Raw genomic sequence first — 17,460 nt, forward strand, 5'->3', positions numbered from 1 at the left:
AGGATGTCGACGACTCGAATTGCCACATTGGGGCGGGAACGCACGCTCAGTACGCTGGCCCGGCGCGTCTTTCAGATCGAAGCCGGGCGCGCCTCGCGCGAGCAGCTCCGCCGGGCCGAAGCGGCCCTGCTGGCGGCCAATCCCCGGCTGGCCAGCCCGGAAGGATTCAGGTTTGGCGCCAGCATCGTGGTACCGGCCGTGTCGGGCCTGAAACTGGCCGAAGAGATCGCGTCTCCGGAGCTTGCGGGGGACAGCCCGACGGCCGAGGCCGGGTTGCGCCTCAAGGCGGCGGCCAGCCGGATCGAAGACGCCTTCCGCATCGCCGCGCAACAGCGCAAGGACACCGTCGAGCGGTTCAACGACCGCCGGTTCGTTGCCGCCGCACGGCGGGCGCTGCCACAGGCTGGAGACCACATCGCCAAGACCAGGGAACGGCTCGCCCGCGAAGAGGCGCAGGCCGAGGAATCGCAGGCGCGGTTTCTGAAGAATGTCGAGGAGGCCGCAGCAGCCCTTGAAGCACTTGACCGTCTGACACCCAAACCCGGTCGGAATTGATCGGGGCCAAATGGCCTACAAATGCCCCTTGACGAATTTCGCGGCGGCCAGCGCACGCGAGGACACGTCGAGTTTCTGGTATATCTGCTTCAGATAGTACTTGACCGTGTTCTCCGACAGTCCGAGCCGGGTCGCGATCTGGAAATTTGTCATTCCTTCGCTGATCAGCTTCAGGATCTCGTGTTCGCGGCGGGTCAGCGCATCGCCCTTGTCCAGGGTCAGGCGGCGCATGATCGCGGTCGGGATCTGGCTGTGACCGCTCAGCAGGCTCTGAACCATCCGGGGCAGCATCCGCTCGATGTCGTTCAGGCAGCACAAGGCATGAACACCCTTTTCCACGGCGAGCCGGATATGGGAGAGTTCACCCTCGTCCGCCAGAACCAGGACCAGAACCTCGGGGTGGTTCTTGCGGAGCATGTCCAGGATCTGCCCGAGTTCGGCATCCAGAAGACGGGTGCCGACGATCGCGATGTCGTCGGCGCCGAAATTACGCAGCGCGGTCCGCAGGCTGGCCATGTCGCACGCGGAACGCGGCGGCGCGAAGCCCGGCACGTCACCGAGCATGGCCTCGACCCCCCGGCAGACGATGGCCTGACGATCGGCGACGGCCAATTGGCGGATATGCGCGGCTCGTGTCATGATTCACAAGCCAAGCACGGAAGGCTTGCCCATGCGGAAGAAAAACCGACATTGCATGGTCGATTCTCGTACGCGATCTCGAAAAAGTGCGATTTTTTTGTTGTTTTTCTGCATGCTACGGGATACATACGCGCTTTTTTCGTATGCCGTCGGATGCAACGCGACAGCCGAAACGCCGGTCTTTGGGGATCGGGTGGGATGGATCCTACCCGTTTGCGCGGCCAACTCATGACCGGGTAGTCCCGGTCCACTCCAACTTTCCGAAAATCTACCCTCGCGGGCGTGGTGCAGGCGTGCCTTGTCCCCGATGCTGTCCCGAAATCCAGGGAGCATGCGATGTACGGCAATCACCACCTTTTCGTGCCCGGCCCGACAAACGTCCCCGAACCGGTGCGGCAGGCCATGAACATTCCGATGGAAGACATGCGCGCGCCGGATTTCGGCGCCTTCGTGATCCCCCTTCTCGACGACTTGAAACAGGTGTTTCGAACCGAAACCGGCTCGGTCCTTGCATTCCCCTCTTCGGGAACGGGGGCATGGGAAGCCGCGATCAGCAACACGCTGAACGAAGGCGACACGGTTCTGATGTCGCGCTTCGGTCAGTTCTCGCTGCTCTGGGCGCGGATGTGCGAACGATTGGGGCTCGACGTGCAGGCGATTGACGCCGGCTGGGGCACGGGCGTTCCGGTTGAAGACTATGCCGCCCGCATCGAAGCGGACAAAGCGCATCGGATCAGGGCCGTCTTCGTCACCCACAATGAAACTTCCACCGGAGTCCGGTCGGATGTGGCCGCCGTGCGCGCCGCGCTCGACGCCGCCGACCACCCGGCGCTTTTGTTCGTCGATGGGGTGTCCTCGATCGCGTCGGTCGAATTCGAGATGGAAAAATGGGGCGTCGATCTGGCGGTCGCGGGTTCGCAGAAAGGGTTCATGCTGCCGGCGGGCCTCGGACTACTCGGGGTCAGCGAAAAGGCGCTCGAGGCTTCCAGGTCTGGCGGAATGCGGCGGGGCTACTTCGATTTCGCCGACATGCGCGCCATGAATGCCAGCGGCTACTTTCCCTATACGCCGGCCACGCAACTGTTGCGCGGGCTGCGCGTTTCGGTGGACATGCTGCTGGGCGCCGGCATGGAGTCCGTCTGGGCGCGCCATTCCTGGCTGGCCGAAGGTGTGCGCAAGGCGGTGTCGGCCTGGAACGGATGTGCGCTCGTCGCATCCGGGCCGGAATGGGCATCGGACACCGTTTCGGCAATCTATGTGCCCGAGGGTGTGGATGCGGCCGAAGTGATCGCCACCGCCTATGCCAAGTACCAGACTTCGCTGGGTTCCGGTCTGAACAAGCTGTCCGGTCGCGCATTCCGGATCGGGCATTTGGGTTCGCTCAACCCCGTGATGCTCTGCGGCGCGATATCGGCTGCGGAAATGGCCCTTGTCGATGCCGGTGCCGCCGTTGCGGCGGGCTCCGGCGTCGCGGCCGCACAGGACCACTATCGCGGCACCCCCACAAACCTGGCCCTCGCCGCCTGAATCACTGCAAGAGAACGCGAAAGACACGCACCATGAGCTACACTTTGCACCCCTTCAAGAAGCAGCGCCTGCAGCGGTCGGAACTGGCCGTACCCGGCTCGAACCCTTCGATGATCGAAAAAGCCGCGGACAGCGCCGCCGACTACATCTTTCTCGATCTCGAGGACGCGGTCGCGCCGCCCGACAAGGTTCGGGCGCGAAGGAACATCATCGAGGCACTCAACGACATCGACTGGAAGGCCAAGGGCAAGACGATGTCGGTGCGGATCAACGGCCTGGACACGCATTACATGTATCGCGACGTGGTGGACGTTCTGGAACAGGCCGGCCGGCATGTGGACACCGTCCTTGTGCCCAAGGTTGGGGTGCCGGCGGACCTGTATGCGGTCGAGATGCTGATCAGCCAGATCGAAACGCAGGTCGGGCTGACCCACGGGATCGGGACCGAAGCACTGATCGAAACCGCGCTGGGCATGGCAAACGTCGAAGCCATCGCCGCATCCGGCGGACGTTTGGAGGCGCTGCATTTCGGCGTTGCGGACTATGCCGCGTCGAACCGAGCCCGCACGGTCGTGATCGGAGGGCTCAACCCCGACTATCCGGGCGATCAGTGGCATTTTGCCCTGTCGCGCATGACCGTTGCCTGCCGCGCCTACGGGCTGCGGGCCATTGACGGGCCTTTCGGCGACTTCTCGGACCCCGACGCCTACCTGGCCTCGGCAAGGCGAGCGGCTGCGCTTGGGATCGAAGGCAAATGGGCAATCCACCCAAGCCAGATCGATCTCGCGAACGACGTCTTCTCGCCTCCCGCCAACGAGGTCGATCGCGCCCGCCGGATCATTGCCGAACTCAAGAAGGCCGAAACCGAAGGCCGCGGCGCCGCCGCGCTGGACGGAAAGATGATCGACGCCGCAAGCGAACGGATGGCGCGCAACGTGATCGTGGTGGCTGACGCCATCGAAGCCCACTCCGCCTAGGAGGAAGTCATGGACATTCACGAATACCAGGCCAAAGCCCTGCTTGCCGAATTCGGCGTCGCGGTTCCGCGCGGCGAGATCGCCTATAGCCCGGAACAGGCCGCCTATCGCGCGCAAGAGCTGGGCGGCGACGGTTGGGTGGTCAAGGCGCAGATCCATTCCGGGGCGCGGGGCAAGGCCGGTGGCGTGCGCCTTTGTCGGTCGCTGCGCGAGGTGGAAGAGGCCGCCGAGTTCATGCTGGGCCGAAAACTGGTCACGCACCAGACCGGGCCGGCCGGAAAGCTGGTGGGCCGGATCTATGTGGAAGAGGCCAGCGACATCGCTCAGGAGGTCTATCTGGGTTTCGTGCTGGATCGTACCGAAGAGCGCGTTGTCGTGGTCGCCTCGGCCGAAGGCGGTATGGAAATCGAAGACATCTCTGCCGAAAAGCCCGACTCGATCATTCGATCCGTCGTGGATCCGGCCGTCGGGATGGAACCGTTTCAGGCGCGCGAGATCGCGTTTTCCCTGGGCCTCGATCCATCCCTGATTCCGCAGGCGGTCCGCACCATCATCGGCTGCTACAAGGCGTTTCGAGATCTGGACGCGACCATGGTCGAGATCAACCCTCTGGTCGTGACCGGCGCGGGCGAGATCGTCGCGCTGGATGCCAAGCTGTCCTTTGACGACAACGCCCTGTTCCGCCGGCCGCAGATCTCGGAGCTCCGCGACAAGAGCCAGGAAGACCCGCGCGAAACCTATGCCAGCGACCGGGGCTTGAGCTATATCGGGCTGGAAGGTCACATCGGCTGCATCGTGAACGGCGCCGGCTTGGCCATGGCCACGCTGGACATGATCAAGATGGCCGGTGGCGAACCGGCCAATTTTCTGGATGTCGGCGGCGGCGCCTCGCCCGAACGCGTTCTGAAATCGTTCAAGGCGGTTCTGAACGACCCAAAGGTTGAAACAATCCTCGTCAACATCTTCGCGGGCATCAACCGGTGCGACTGGATCGCCGAAGGCGTGGTGCGCGCGGTCCGGGAGCTGAACCTGACCTTGCCCCTGGTGGTGCGCCTGTCAGGCACGAATGTCGAGGAGGGCCGCCGTATCCTCGGGCAGTCCGGGCTCAACATCGAAACCGCGGACACGCTGGCCGAAGCGGCGGAAAAGGCCGTCGCAGCCTGGCACAGAACAACCCCCAAATTGGCGGAGGCCATCTGATGTCGGTCATCATCAACAAAGACAGCAAGGTTCTCGTCCTCGGCTTCACCGGTCGTATCGGAACCTTTCACGCCCAGGAAATGATCGACTACGGCACCAATGTCGTCGGCGGCGTGACGCCGGGAAAGGGCGGCACTGTGCATCTGGGCCTGCCGGTCTTCAACACGATAAAGGGCGCGGTGGCCGAAACCGGGGCCGACATTGCCCTGGCCTTCGTTCCACCGCCCTTCGCCGCGGATTCGCTGATGGAGGCGGCGGATGCCGGCATCCAGACCGCAGTCTGCATCGCCGACGGTATCCCGGCTCAGGACATGATCCGCGTCAAACGGTTCATGCGCCGCTACAAGGCCGAGAACCGGATGCGCTTGATTGGCCCCAACTGCGCCGGGATCATCACGCCGGGCGAGGCGTTTGCCGGGCTGATGCCGCCGCACATCTACATGCCCGGACATGTGGGCATCGTCGGGCGGTCGGGCACCTTGGGGTATGAGGCCGCATCCCAGATGAAGGAGTTCGGCATCGGCGTTTCCACCTCGGTCGGCATCGGCGGCGACCCGATCAACGGGTCGAGTTTTCGCGACATTCTCGAACTGTTCGAAAACGATCCTGATACCGAGGCGGTGGTGATGGTCGGTGAGATCGGCGGCCCGCAGGAGGCAGAAGCCGCCGGTTACATCCGCGATCACATGACCAAGCCCGTCGCCGCTTACATTGCCGGTCTTTCAGCACCAAAGGGCCGTCGCATGGGTCACGCTGGCGCCATTGTCCAAGCCTTCGGAGAAAGCGCACAGGAAAAGGTGGACATCCTTCAGGATGCCGGGGTCGCCATCGTTCCGACTCCGTCATCCTTCGGCGAAACCGTGCGGGAGTTGCTGCAATGATTCGGACCGCGCTTGACGCAAGCGCATCCGCCGCTGGCAAGTCGCGGGGGCCAATGGTTGCGACCGGCCTGAGGGGCGAAGCGCGCCGCATCCGCGATCTCAACACGCCGGGATTCGTGACTGTGGTGCTGATCGGTGAGATGCCCGCCGCCATGTTTCGGGAGTTCTGCGACCTGGCCGGAGCGGACCGCACCGTCGAGCTGGTAGGGGAAGGTGCAGAAACGTGTGAAACGCTCCTGTCCCGCGCATGGATCGACGACCTGATCGTACTGCTTTGGGGCGAAACCGGCGGACCGCACGGATCGGCGAAAGCGATGGCCATTGTCGAAGAGTTGCTGACCGCCAAACTGCCTTCAGACCTGATCTCCGTCGGGCGCGCTCTCCAACAGTAGCTCGCCCTCGGACGACAATTCCGCCTGCATTGCACCCGGTCCGCCCTTTGCCCTGAAATCTTGAACGGCCGGTCTTTACGATCCCGGTCCTCCGTATTCGAAGTAGACCGCGGAAACATCGTCATCCAGACCGGTGTCGGGCGGCATGAGCTGTGTCAAACGACGGAACAGGTCGTCCAGAAAATCCTGCCCTCCGAGGTTGGAGTCGCTCTGCCGAACGAGATCCAGCAGTCCTTCGGACTCCAGCATTCCGCCCCGAGCCGTACGGCATTCGACAAAACCATCGGAATAGAGCAGCAAGCGGTCACCCGGGCGCAGATAGGTTTCGACCCGTTCGAAGGTCACGCCTGGCAGGAGGCCGATCGGTATTCCGCCGTGGCCCAGGAACTCGAAACCGCCATCCGCACGCATCAGCAACGGATGGGGATGGCCGGCCTGGACCATCTTGAGATGCCCGTTTCTCAGATCGACGATGGCGTAGACCATGGTGAAGTACTCTTCGACGCCTGTATCCGCGATCAGCCGCGAGTTCAGGGTTGCCGCCACCTCCTCTGGGGGCAATAGCGCATAGAAACGGTCGAACCTTTTCTCCATCGCGACGTTCTGATCGAAATAGGTGCTGGACAGGTAGCTGCCCAACCGGGCCGTCATCATGGCCGACGTGATGCCGTGACCGGACACGTCGATGCTGTAGATGCCCAGCCTGTTCACACCTGGCGAAAAGACACCGACCAGATCCCCGCCAATGTGGCCACAAGGTTTGAGCAGCAGGCTGACACGCGAGTTCCCGAAAACCCGGCTGAGTTCGGGCATCAGCGATTCCTGTATCTTTCGCGCCTGAATGAGATCCTTGTCGATGGCCTCGTGCGCCAGCCGCAATTCGCCCAGCGCAGCTTCGATCAGGCGGTTTTTTTCGGACAATTCCCGCTGCATGCTCAGAATTCGCGCGCCGGCAGCGATCCGGGCCCTAAGCTCGTCCGCGCCCAGGGGCTTGATCAGAAAGTCGTCGGCCCCGGCATCGAGGCCCTTGGCGACCTCTTTCTGCTCGCTTTTCGAGGTCAGAAGGATGAAATAGGTATAATTGTCGAAATCGAGTTGGCGGAACGCGGCGCAGAACTCCAGCCCACTCATCCCCGGCATGACCCAATCGCTGAGGATCAGATCGGGTGGCTGGCTTCGGCAGAGTTCGATGGCTGTTTCGCCCGACTCGGCCTCGATCACCTCGAAGCCCCATTTTCGGAGCGATCCAACGAGAATCCGTCGTTGCAAGCGGCTGTCATCCACCACCAGAACCCGACGGATCGCACCAAGATCCTGTTCGGCCCGGAGTTCTGCACTGTGACCTCGCAACACTCTCACGCCCCTGTTGGCCGCACCTTTCCAATCCGCTGCAAGGCTAGGCTTCCGTCCTTAAGATCGTGTAAAACCCGGCCTTTGCCGTTTGCTGCGCGCTTTCTTTTACGGTGCGTTTACCTGCCCGGCCTAACAAGGCAAGACCCGTCCTTTCCCCTGAGGTGCACGATGATCGACTGGTCCCGAGTCAAACAGCTGCATTCCGAAGTCGGCGCCGATGAGTTCGGTGAAGTGGTCCAGATCTTTCTTGAAGAAGTCAGGGAAACGATCGGGCGTATCCGCGCGGATGCGGGCCGGAGCGACCTGGAACGCAATCTCCATTTTCTCAAGGGCAGCGCCCTGAGCCTCGGGTTCGAGACGTTTTCGCGCCTCTGCCAGGACGGTGAGCGTCAGGCTGCGTCCGGCGACGCGGCGGCTGTCGATCTGGATGAAATCGTGGCCATGTTCGAACGGTCGCGGGCCGCCTTCCAGGCGGAATTGGACCGATACGTGTGACGGTCAGATCACGAACTGCGCCAGCGTCTCGTCATCGGTGATGTCGGTATAGGTGAAACCGGCATCGTCCAGATGGGCGAACAGGCGCACGAAGTTCTCGGGCTTGCTGGTTTCGATCCCGATCAGGACCGAGCCGAAGTTGCGGGCCGATTTCTTCATGTACTCGAAACGGGCAATGTCGTCATCCGGCCCCAGGATTCCCAGAAACTCCTTCAGCGCGCCGGGGCGCTGAGGCAGGCGCAGGATCAGGTATTTCTTGACTCCGGAATAGCGTTGGGCCCGTTCCTTGACCTCGGGCAGGCGCTCGAAATCGAAATTCCCGCCCGACGTGACGCAAACCACGGTCTTGCCCCGGACAAAGCTTTGCACGTCGGCGATCGCTTCGATGGCCAGGGCGCCGGCGGGTTCCAGAACGATGCCTTCGACGTTCAGCATCTCGATGATGGTGGTGCAGATCCGGTCTTCGGGCATCACCAGAACGTCCGACAGGTGACGGGTCTTCAACAGTTCAAACGGCTTGTCGCCGATCCGCCCGACGGCAGCGCCGTCCACGAACGTATCGACCCTGCCCAACGATACCGGATGCCCCGCTGCCAGGGCGGCGCGCAGGCAGGCTCCGCCGCCGGGCTCGACAAACAGGCAATGCGTGCGGTCGCCGAACCACGTGGCCACGCCTGCCGACATGCCGCCACCGCCCACCGGCAACACGACATGGTCAGGCACCCGGCCAAGCTGCTCCTCGATCTCGACGGCCAACGAAGCCTGTCCTTCAATCACATCCGCATCGTCGAAGGGCGACAGGAAATGCCCGCCCTGTTCGGCGCACCACCGTTGCGCGGCGGCCAGCGTGTGGTCGAAATAGTCGCCGGTCAGATGGATCTCGACGTTGCCGCCACCAAACATCCGGGTCTTCTGGATCTTTTGCTGCGGAGTCGTCACCGGCATGAAGACGACGCCGCGCACATCCATGTGCTTGCACATGTAGGCCACGCCCTGCGCGTGGTTTCCCGCGCTGGCGCAGACGAACAGGGTCTGCCCCTCCTGCTTGCGCATGGCGTTGAAAGCGCCGCGAATCTTGTAGGAGCGCACCGGGCTCAAATCCTCGCGTTTGAGCCAGATATCGGCATCGTAGCGCTCGGACAGATGCGCGTTCCGCTGCAACGGGGTGGCGGGGAACACGGTGCGCATCGCCTGCTCGGCGGCGCGGGCGCGGGTCATGAAATCACTCATGCCGCTTTCCCTGCCCCATCAGTTCGATGAGGGCAAGGAATACATCGGTGTGCTGAGGATCAGGTCAACTCGCGCCCTTCGACAAAGACGCCGTACATCGTGGTCAGAATGCTGACATTGATCATCGGAACGATCAACGCGCCAAGGAATATCGCGATCAGGAGTCCCAAAACCGGTATGACGGCCAGCGCTCCAATCGCGAGCTGCACCAGAAACTGGAATGCAACGGACACCAGGACCAGCACGATGATCGCCCCACCGATGCCCTGCGTGTTGCTCCAGGCCTGGCCCACCGTGATTGGTTTGCCGATCGCGGCCGCGGGCAGAATTATCGACAGGCGATAGAAACACACGACCAGAAAGATCGAATAGGCAATGACCAGAAATATCGAAACGACGATGAGGCTTTCCCCCAAGGCGGCCAGCAGCAGACCAATGGGCAGATACGCGATCAACATGAGGATACCCAGCATGATGCCTCTGCCAAAATAGGCCAGAATCCGATCAAATCGGAAGGCCGGCAAAAGCCCGCCCGGAAACTCCTCAAGCAGGATGAACCGGTGCCAAGCCACGGCAATCCAGCCCATGGTGACAAGCATCACGACGACCAAAAGAACGACGAGCAAAATGTAGGTTCCCGGGTTCACGCCCGGCGGCAAATCCGTTGCGGTGTCGTCAAGGCTCTCAAGCGGGATGCCGGAAACCATGAACAGTCCAACAAGCACGGCGGTTGCAATCAATGCGGGGCCAACAACGATCTGCAGAACCTGCAACAGGTTGCCGAACACCATCCGCAGCGAGTGCGCGAAAATCTTCCATCCAAGCATTCAAAAAATTCCTGTGACAATCTTTGGTTGTCAAAGGATTGCCCGCAAACCGGCCGCCCGGTCAACCCACTGCTTCTTGCCCCCGCGTCGAAAACCCGCTAGGGCGCAGTCGTTCTACGCATCAGAGGGAATCCAGATGTCCGCGCCCAAGAAAGTCGTTCTGGCCTATTCCGGCGGCCTTGATACTTCGATCATCCTGAAATGGCTGCAGACCGAATACGGGTGCGAGGTTGTGACCTTCACCGCGGATCTGGGTCAGGGTGAGGAACTGGAGCCGGCCCGCAAGAAGGCCGAGCTGCTGGGGATCAAGCCCGAGAACATCTATATCGAGGACATCCGTGAGGAATTCGTCCGCGACTTCGTCTTTCCGATGTTCCGCGCCAACGCGCAGTACGAGGGCCTTTATCTGCTGGGCACCTCGATCGCGCGGCCGCTGATTTCCAAGCGCCTGATCGAGATCGCCAGGGAAACCGGCGCCGATGCGGTGGCGCATGGCGCGACCGGCAAGGGCAACGACCAGGTGCGGTTCGAACTGGCCGCCTATGCGCTGAACCCCGACATCAAGGTGATCGCTCCCTGGCGGGAATGGGATCTGACCAGCCGTACCAAGCTGCTGGAATTCGCCGAGGCGCACCAGATCCCGATCGCCAAGGACAAGCGCGGCGAGGCGCCGTTCTCGGTGGATGCGAACCTGCTGCACACCTCGTCCGAGGGCAAGGTTCTGGAAGACCCCGCCGTTCAAGCACCCGACTATGTCTATCAGCGCACCGTCCACCCCGAGGACGCCCCGAACGAGCCCGAATATATCGAGATCGGCTTTGAAAAAGGCGATCCGGTCAGCATCAACGGCGAGGCCATGAGCCCCGCGACCCTGCTGACCAAGCTGAACGAATACGGCGGCAAGCACGGCATCGGCCGCCTCGATCTGGTCGAGGGCCGGTTCGTGGGCATGAAGTCGCGCGGCATCTATGAAACACCGGGCGGCACCATCCTGCTGGAAGCGCATCGCGGCATCGAATCCATCACCATGGACCGCGGCGCGATGCACCTGAAGGACCAGCTGATGCCGCAATATGCCGAGCTGATCTACAACGGCTTCTGGTACAGCCCCGAGCGCGAGATGCTTCAGGCCGCCATCGACAAAAGCCAGGAACACGTCACCGGCACCGTTCGCGTGAAACTCTACAAGGGTCTGGCCTCGACGGTCGGCCGCTGGTCGGATCATTCGCTGTATTCCGAGGCGCATGTAACCTTCGAAGAAGACGCCGGCGCCTATGACCAGAAAGACGCTGCGGGCTTCATCCAGCTGAACGCGCTGCGGCTCAAGCTGCTGGCGGCACGCGACAAGCGGTTGTCCAAGTGACCGAGGATGACGGCCTGAACGACGAACTGGAAATGTTCATCGAAGCGCAGGACACGGTGTGGTCCGATGTCCTGCGCGAACTGGAACAGGGGCAAAAGACCAGCCATTGGATGTGGTTCGTCTTTCCGCAACTGGCCGAACTGGGCCAGTCTCACATGGCACAGCTCTACGGAATCGAGGATCTGGACGAGGCTGCGGCCTATCTGGCCCACCCCGAACTGCGCCGCCGCCTTACCCAGGTCAGCCGCCTGATGCTGACCCACGCGGGAACGGAAGCCGCCGACATCCTCGGCAGGATCGACGCCAAGAAACTCCGCTCGTGCATGACGCTCTTTTCTGCCGTTTCCGGTGCGCCGCCCGAGTTTCGGGCGGTTTTGGACGCGTTCTTCGAAGGCAACGAATGCCCGCGGACCAAAGGCGTCCTTGAGCAGGGCTAAAGCTTCTCCGCCTTCATCCGCTCGTAAAAGGGCAACGCCGCGTCCAATACCGGTTGCAGCTCTTGCGAAACGCGCGGCAGCGGTCCCTCGGGCCCGGCAAATCCGGTAGAGTTCCACACGGCGCCGTACCAATGCGGCGCCCACACCCCGTCATCCGGATGCCCGCCCTTGGGCCATTTCAGCATGAGAGGCGACCAGGGCACGCCGATCTTGTCGCAGAGCCGCTCAAGCATGGCGGCCGGGTCGGCACGGATGTCGTAGCTGTCGATCACCACCGGATCGCCGCCCCAAGCCTTGACCAGATCGAACAGTTCCGCCTGCTGCCGGAACCCGATATCGTCGAGCGTCGGGCTCTCGCGCTTTTCGGCATAGCTGGCGATCACGCGCGCAGGGTGCCGGATCAGAAAAACGTTGCGGGCGTCGCGCATCCAGTCCCGCGGGATGCCGGGGATCATGTGCTGGCTCATGTGTTTCTGGTACCAGAAAGGCCGTGCACCGGGATTGGGACCAGCCAGCATCGCCGCAACCTCGTGCGGATCCTGCGATTGCGCGGCCAGAATCTCCTCGCGCATCGGATGATCCAGCCCCGTCCTGGCAAGGTATGCGGCATAGAACGGCTCGTCGATCACCGCGCAATCGGTGCGCGCGCCAAAGCTGTACATCAAGGCCGTCGACAGGTTGCGCGGCCCGGACCACATCACGATCTTCACGTCGAAACCTCCTTTGCGACCAGAGTCTTGTAGAGTTCGCGCAGTCGTTTGGTCATCGGTCCCATCTCGCCCGTTCCGATGATCCGCCCGTCGATCTCGCCCACCGGTGTCTGTGCGCCGAACGTACCGGTCAGGAACGCCTCGTCGGCGCCATAGGTATCGACAAGGGAATAGTTGCGCTCGAAAACCGGAATCCCGTTTTCGCGACACAAGTCGATGACCTTCTGCCGGGTGATCCCGTTCATGCAATAGTCCCCGGTCGAGGTCCAAACCTCGCCCTTGCGCACGATGAAGAAGTTGCATGCATTGGTGGTGTTCACGAACCCGTTCACATCCAGCATCAGCGCCTCGTCCGCGCCGGCCTTTTCGGCCGCGATACAGGCCAGAATGCAATTCAGCTTGGAATGCGAATTCAGTTTTGGATCCTGGGTCATCGGCAGGCCACGCATATGCGGCACCGTTGCCAGACGGATGGGGCGCGGCAGGTTCGGGCGGGAATGTTCCATGATGATGACCATTGTGGGACCGGACCGGCTGAGCGACGGGTGCTGGAACGGGCGCGTCTTGACCCCCCGCGTCACCATCAGGCGCGCATGGGCGTCGGTGGTCATGCCGTTGGCCTCCTGCGTCGCTTTCAGCGCGTCGATCACCCCCTGCCGGTCCATCCCGATGTCCAGATCGATCGCCTTTGCCGCCTCGAACAGACGATCCAGATGTTCGTCCAAAAACGCCCAGCGCCCGTCATAGAGCCGCAGCCCCTCCCACACCCCGTCGCCCAGCATGAAGCCGCTGTCGTAAACGCTGACTGCCGCTTCGGCCTTGGGGACGATCCGCCCGTTCACGTAGATCATGATGGCCTCGTTTCGGGCATCCTCCCGGGCCTGATGGGTGCTGATCTTTTGACTCATGATTGTCCTCCTGTCGGCGGCAAGCTAATCGCGCGGCGGATGGGGGCCAAGGGGTAAACTCCACTCACCAGTCTGTGATTTATCATGACGCCCGATTGCCGGGGATCGCCACCCGAGGCACCCTGTCTTGCAAGGAGACTCATCATGACTTTGACCCGTGATCTCAAGACCGTTGCCCTTGGTGCGCTGATCCTGGTTGCCGCGATCCTGCGGTGCCTTCCCGTCGCTGCGGCGGAAACCCGGACGCTGACCGTTGCAGGCGGCTGTTTCTGGTGTGTCGAAGCGGATTTCGAGACGGTTCCCGGCGTGATCGAGGCAGTGTCCGGCTATACCGGCGGGACAACGGAAAACCCGACCTACCGGCAGGTCACGTCGGGCGGCACCGGCCATTACGAAGCCGTGCAGATCACTTTCGATCCGGCGCAGGTTTCGCGCGAAACGCTGCTCAACCTGTTCTTCCGCTCGATCGATCCCACCGATCCCGGCGGTCAGTTCTGTGATCGCGGAACCAGCTATCGCACGGCGGTATTCGTCTCTAACACTAAGGAAAAAGCATTGGCCGAGCGCGCAAGGGCCGCCGCGCAGGCGGAATTGCGCCAGCAAGTCGTCACGCCAATTCTGAATGAAACCACGTTTTACCGGGCCGAGCCGTACCACCAGGATTACTACAAGGGCGCAAAGCTGATTCTGACCCGGTTCGGACCCAAGCGCCAGGCCAGCGCCTACAAAGCGTATCGTGAGGCGTGTGGCCGGGATGCCCGCGTCCGCGAGCTTTGGGGGAGCGCCGCGCCCTTTGCCGGCAGTTAATCCAGCCGGGCCGCCTCGACCTCCTCAAGGCTGGGAATCACGTCTGCCGTGCCGTGTCGCGTGACCATGATGGCCGCGGCCTTCATGGCGCGGCTCATGGCAAGCGGCATCTCAAGTCCCTGATCCAACGCAGCAAGCACGTAACCGGTGAAGGTGTCGCCCGCGCCGGTCGTATCGACCGCCCGGACACGATGGGCGGCAAAGTCCTGCACCTCGCCGGATCCGGTGTCGAACAGCCGGGCACCTTCTGAGCCGAGCGTGACGATCACCTGCTTCACGGGAAGCTGCCCCGGCGCGTACCCCGTTGCCTGTTGCAACTGTTCGGCCTCAATTTCGTTCAGAATCAGCAAGTCCAGATACGGTAGCACCGCCTGGACGGCCTCCGCATCGAACGGCGCGGCCGCATAGCAGACGGTCAGTCCCCGCTCATGGCCCAAGCGCGCTGCCTCGACCTGCGTATTGGTCTCGTTCTGCAGAACCAATAGATCACCAGGCAGAGCCTCGGCCAGCGCCGATTGCAGGCGCGCTTCCGAAATCGCGCGGTTTGCGCCCGGAAAAAGGATGATCTGGTTCTCGCCGCCGTTTTCGACCGCGATGATCGCATGCCCGGTCGGCACGTCGGCCTGAGCTACGTGGCGAGTGTCAACACCATAATCCGACAGCCGCTGCACCGCCCATCGCCCTTCCGGACCGATCGCCCCAATATGGTGCACGACCGAGCCGGCCCGCGCCGCCGCCACCGACATGTTGGCCCCCTTGCCGCCCAGAAACTGCGAGAATGCGCTTGCCGCAAGGGTCTCGCCCGGTTTCGGAAGGTGCGGCACCGAATAGAACATGTCCGCGTTGATCGACCCCAGGTTCCAGACGGTCATGATCTATCCGATCTTGGCAGAGGCCAGCACCGCCATGTTCAGGATGTCGTTGGCGGTCGATACGGTGGAGCAGATCTGGATCGGCTTGTCGATGCCGGTCAGGATCGGCCCGATTACTGTCGCGCCTGCCATCTCCTGCATCAGTTTCGTCGAAATCGAAGCCGAATGCCGCGCCGGGACGATCAGGATGTTTGCGGGGCCGGTCAGGCGCGAAAACGGGTATGCTTCCTGCGATCTCACGTTCAGCGCCACATCCACCGTCATTTCGCCTTCGAACTCGAAATCGACTCCGCGCGCCTCCAGAACCCGGGGCGCCTTGTAAAGCTTTTCGGTCCGTTCGGACACCGGATAGCCAAAGGTCGAAAAGCTGACGAAGGCCACTCTGGGATCGAGACCCATGTGGCGGGCGACATCCGCCGCGCGTTCGGCGATGTTGGCAAGATCGTTCTCGTCCGGCCATTCGTGCACCAATGTGTCACCGATCAGAACGATCCGCCCCTTGTGCAGCAATGCGGTGATACCGGCGGCCCCATGCGCGGCATCGGCATCGAAGACGTGGTTGATCTGATCCAGCACATGCGCCGACTTCCGCGTCGCGCCGGTGACAAGCCCGTCTCCGTGACCATGCGCCAGCATCAGGGCCGAAAACACATGCCGGTCGCGCGCGGCCAGCCGATGCACGTCCTTGCCGTCAAAGCCCTTGCGTTGCAGGCGCTTGTAAAGAAATTCCTTGTAGGTATCGAGATGCGTGGTATTGGCGGCATTCACCACCTCGATCTCGCGCACGGCATCGCCGAGACCGGCGACCTCGAGCTTTTTCTTCACGTCATCCGCACGCCCGACGACCAGAGCCTTGCCAAAACCCGAACGCTGATAGGTGACGGCGGCGCGCAGCACCCGCGGATCGTCACCTTCGGCAAAGATCATCCGGCTTTGCGCCTGACGCGCCCGCGCGTTGATGCCGCGCAAGATGCTGGCAGTCGGGTCCATCCGCGACTTCAGCCCAACCTCGTAAGCGTCCATGTCGATGATGGGGCGCCGTGCCGCGCCGGTGTCCATGCCGGCCTTGGCCACGGCCGGCGGAATGCGGTGGATAAGGCGCGGGTCGAATGGCGTCGGGATGATGTAATCGCGGCCGAACGTCAGGTTCCGGCCATAGGCCATCGCCACCTCGTCTGGCACATCCTCGCGCGCCAGACGCGCCAAAGCATGGGCGCAGGCGATCTTCATCTCGTCATTGATGGCGCGGGCATGGATGTCGAGCGCGCCGCGGAACAGATAGGGAAAGCCCAGAACGTTGTTGACCTGATTGGGATAGTCGCTGCGCCCGGTGGCCACGATGGCGTCCACGCGCACCTCATGCGCCTCTTCCGGGGTGATCTCGGGATCGGGGTTGGCCATGGCGAAGATCACCGGGTTGTCGGCCATGCTGGCGACCATCTCCTGCGTGACCGCGCCCTTGACGGACACACCCAGGAACACGTCGGCGCCCTTCATCGCCTCTTCCAATGTGCGCAACTCGGTCTGGATCGCATGGGCCGATTTCCACTGGTTCATGCCCTCGGTCCGCCCCTGATAGATCACACCCTTGGTGTCGCAGACGATGCAGTTGTCATGCTTGGCGCCCATCGCCTTGAGCAGTTCGATACAGGCGATACCGGCCGCGCCCGCGCCGTTGAGGACGATCTTTACATCCTCGATCTTCTTGTCCGAGATATGGAGCGCGTTGATCAGACCCGCCGCGCAGATCACTGCCGTGCCGTGCTGATCGTCATGGAAGACGGGGATGTCCATCTCTTCCTTCAGGCGCTGTTCGATGATGAAACACTCGGGCGCCTTGATGTCTTCCAGGTTGATGCCCCCGAATGTCGGCCCCATCAGCTTGACCGCACGGCAGAACTCGTCCGGATCCTCGGTATCCAGCTCGATGTCGATCGAGTTCACGTCGGCGAACCGCTTGAACAGGACCGATTTCCCCTCCATCACCGGCTTGGACCCCAGCGCCCCCAGGTTGCCCAACCCCAAAACCGCGGTGCCGTTCGATATGACCGCCACGAGGTTGCCTTTGTTGGTGTAGTCATAGGCGGTCTCGGGCGAAGCGGCGATGGCTTCGCACGGAACCGCCACGCCCGGGCTGTAGGCCAGCGACAGGTCGCGCTGTGTCGTCATTGGGACCGTGGCCTGCACCTCCCACTTGCCGGGGGTGGGTTCCAGGTGAAAGGCCAGCGCCTCTTCGGGAGTGATTTTCGTTTTGGGCATATGACGGGTCGTTTCTTGATTGTGGAAG

At 62.4% G+C, this 17,460-nt stretch carries 18 protein-coding genes; 10 read left to right on the forward strand and 8 right to left on the reverse strand.

The window, feature by feature from the left end:
* Positions 1 to 3: 3 nt before the first annotated feature.
* Positions 4 to 555 carry a hypothetical protein gene (locus AC2FNJ_RS09535; RefSeq protein WP_496763994.1) on the forward strand — a complete coding sequence of 184 codons (552 nt, stop codon included), beginning with the start codon at positions 4 to 6 and terminating at the stop codon, positions 553 to 555.
* Between the two features lie 15 nt (positions 556 to 570).
* Here AC2FNJ_RS09535 and AC2FNJ_RS09540 read toward each other — a convergent pair whose 3' ends face one another.
* Entirely contained in the window at positions 571 to 1,194 is a 624-nt protein-coding gene (locus tag AC2FNJ_RS09540; protein ID WP_496763995.1) for a helix-turn-helix transcriptional regulator, read from the reverse strand.
* Positions 1,195 to 1,530: 336 nt separating this feature from the next.
* On the opposite strand from AC2FNJ_RS09540, the gene AC2FNJ_RS09545 reads away from it, so the two are divergent.
* Genes AC2FNJ_RS09545 through AC2FNJ_RS09565 form a run of 5 tightly spaced genes read left to right on the forward strand, consistent with a single transcriptional unit; the run spans position 1,531 to position 6,171 of the window.
* Positions 1,531 to 2,721: an aminotransferase class V-fold PLP-dependent enzyme gene (locus AC2FNJ_RS09545; protein ID WP_496763996.1), complete on the forward strand. Its 1,191-nt coding sequence runs from the start codon at positions 1,531 to 1,533 to the stop codon at positions 2,719 to 2,721.
* 32 nt (positions 2,722 to 2,753) lie between these two features.
* Positions 2,754 to 3,698, forward strand: coding sequence for an HpcH/HpaI aldolase/citrate lyase family protein (locus AC2FNJ_RS09550; protein ID WP_496763997.1), 945 nt, complete (start codon positions 2,754 to 2,756; stop codon positions 3,696 to 3,698).
* Between the two features lie 9 nt (positions 3,699 to 3,707).
* Positions 3,708 to 4,898, forward strand: a complete 1,191-nt coding sequence (locus tag AC2FNJ_RS09555) for a malate--CoA ligase subunit beta (protein ID WP_496763998.1) — start codon at positions 3,708 to 3,710, stop codon at positions 4,896 to 4,898.
* Positions 4,898 to 5,779, forward strand: coding sequence for a succinate--CoA ligase subunit alpha (gene sucD / locus AC2FNJ_RS09560; RefSeq protein ID WP_496763999.1), 882 nt, complete (start codon positions 4,898 to 4,900; stop codon positions 5,777 to 5,779). Before AC2FNJ_RS09555 ends, sucD begins: the two co-directional genes overlap by 1 nt.
* Positions 5,780 to 5,832: 53 nt before the next feature.
* Positions 5,833 to 6,171: a hypothetical protein gene (locus AC2FNJ_RS09565; protein ID WP_496764000.1), complete on the forward strand. Its 339-nt coding sequence runs from the start codon at positions 5,833 to 5,835 to the stop codon at positions 6,169 to 6,171.
* Between the two features lie 75 nt (positions 6,172 to 6,246).
* Here the strand turns inward: AC2FNJ_RS09565 and AC2FNJ_RS09570 are convergent, their stop codons facing one another.
* Positions 6,247 to 7,524 carry a PP2C family protein-serine/threonine phosphatase gene (locus AC2FNJ_RS09570; protein ID WP_496764001.1) on the reverse strand — a complete coding sequence of 426 codons (1,278 nt, stop codon included), beginning with the start codon at positions 7,522 to 7,524 and terminating at the stop codon, positions 6,247 to 6,249.
* Positions 7,525 to 7,692: 168 nt separating this feature from the next.
* Here AC2FNJ_RS09570 and AC2FNJ_RS09575 point away from each other — a divergent pair, with 168 nt between their 5' ends.
* Positions 7,693 to 8,019 (forward strand): Hpt domain-containing protein, encoded by a 327-nt coding sequence (locus AC2FNJ_RS09575; protein WP_496764002.1) that lies wholly within the window; start codon positions 7,693 to 7,695, stop codon positions 8,017 to 8,019.
* Positions 8,020 to 8,022: 3 nt separating this feature from the next.
* On the opposite strand, the gene ilvA is transcribed toward AC2FNJ_RS09575, so the two are convergent.
* Together ilvA and AC2FNJ_RS09585 are read right to left on the reverse strand one after the other, a co-directional pair.
* Entirely contained in the window at positions 8,023 to 9,249 is a 1,227-nt protein-coding gene (gene ilvA, locus AC2FNJ_RS09580) for a threonine ammonia-lyase IlvA (RefSeq protein ID WP_496764003.1), read from the reverse strand.
* Positions 9,250 to 9,308: 59 nt separating this feature from the next.
* On the reverse strand, positions 9,309 to 10,076 hold the full coding sequence (locus tag AC2FNJ_RS09585) for a hypothetical protein (protein ID WP_496764004.1): 768 nt from the start codon (positions 10,074 to 10,076) through the stop codon (positions 9,309 to 9,311).
* A 136-nt stretch (positions 10,077 to 10,212) separates the two neighbouring features.
* Here AC2FNJ_RS09585 and AC2FNJ_RS09590 point away from each other — a divergent pair, with 136 nt between their 5' ends.
* Both AC2FNJ_RS09590 and AC2FNJ_RS09595 read left to right on the forward strand, forming a co-directional pair.
* Positions 10,213 to 11,439, forward strand: a complete 1,227-nt coding sequence (locus AC2FNJ_RS09590) for an argininosuccinate synthase (RefSeq protein WP_496764005.1) — start codon at positions 10,213 to 10,215, stop codon at positions 11,437 to 11,439.
* 32 nt (positions 11,440 to 11,471) lie between these two features.
* Complete coding sequence (locus AC2FNJ_RS09595) at positions 11,472 to 11,876, forward strand: DUF1810 domain-containing protein (protein ID WP_496764035.1); 405 nt, start codon at positions 11,472 to 11,474, stop codon at positions 11,874 to 11,876.
* Here the strand turns inward: AC2FNJ_RS09595 and AC2FNJ_RS09600 are convergent.
* Positions 11,873 to 12,586, reverse strand: coding sequence for a sulfotransferase-like domain-containing protein (locus tag AC2FNJ_RS09600; protein WP_496764006.1), 714 nt, complete (start codon positions 12,584 to 12,586; stop codon positions 11,873 to 11,875). The genes AC2FNJ_RS09595 and AC2FNJ_RS09600 overlap by 4 nt on opposite strands.
* Positions 12,583 to 13,494, reverse strand: coding sequence for a D-amino acid aminotransferase (locus AC2FNJ_RS09605; RefSeq protein WP_496764007.1), 912 nt, complete (start codon positions 13,492 to 13,494; stop codon positions 12,583 to 12,585). Before AC2FNJ_RS09605 ends, AC2FNJ_RS09600 begins: the two co-directional genes overlap by 4 nt.
* A gap of 144 nt (positions 13,495 to 13,638) precedes the next feature.
* On the opposite strand from AC2FNJ_RS09605, the gene msrA reads away from it, so the two are divergent.
* The gene (gene msrA, locus AC2FNJ_RS09610) at positions 13,639 to 14,301 is read left to right on the forward strand and encodes a peptide-methionine (S)-S-oxide reductase MsrA (RefSeq protein WP_496764008.1); all 663 of its coding nucleotides are present in this window, start codon (positions 13,639 to 13,641) and stop codon (positions 14,299 to 14,301) included.
* Here msrA and AC2FNJ_RS09615 read toward each other — a convergent pair.
* On the reverse strand, positions 14,298 to 15,173 hold the full coding sequence (locus AC2FNJ_RS09615; RefSeq protein ID WP_496764009.1) for a ribokinase: 876 nt from the start codon (positions 15,171 to 15,173) through the stop codon (positions 14,298 to 14,300). The two genes, msrA and AC2FNJ_RS09615, sit on opposite strands and share 4 nt — an antisense overlap.
* Before the next feature lie 3 nt (positions 15,174 to 15,176).
* Entirely contained in the window at positions 15,177 to 17,432 is a 2,256-nt protein-coding gene (locus AC2FNJ_RS09620) for an NADP-dependent malic enzyme (protein WP_496764010.1), read from the reverse strand.
* Between the last annotated feature and the right edge of the window lie 28 nt (positions 17,433 to 17,460).

The sequence above is a fragment of the Ruegeria sp. BHSB196 genome (assembly GCF_059613135.1).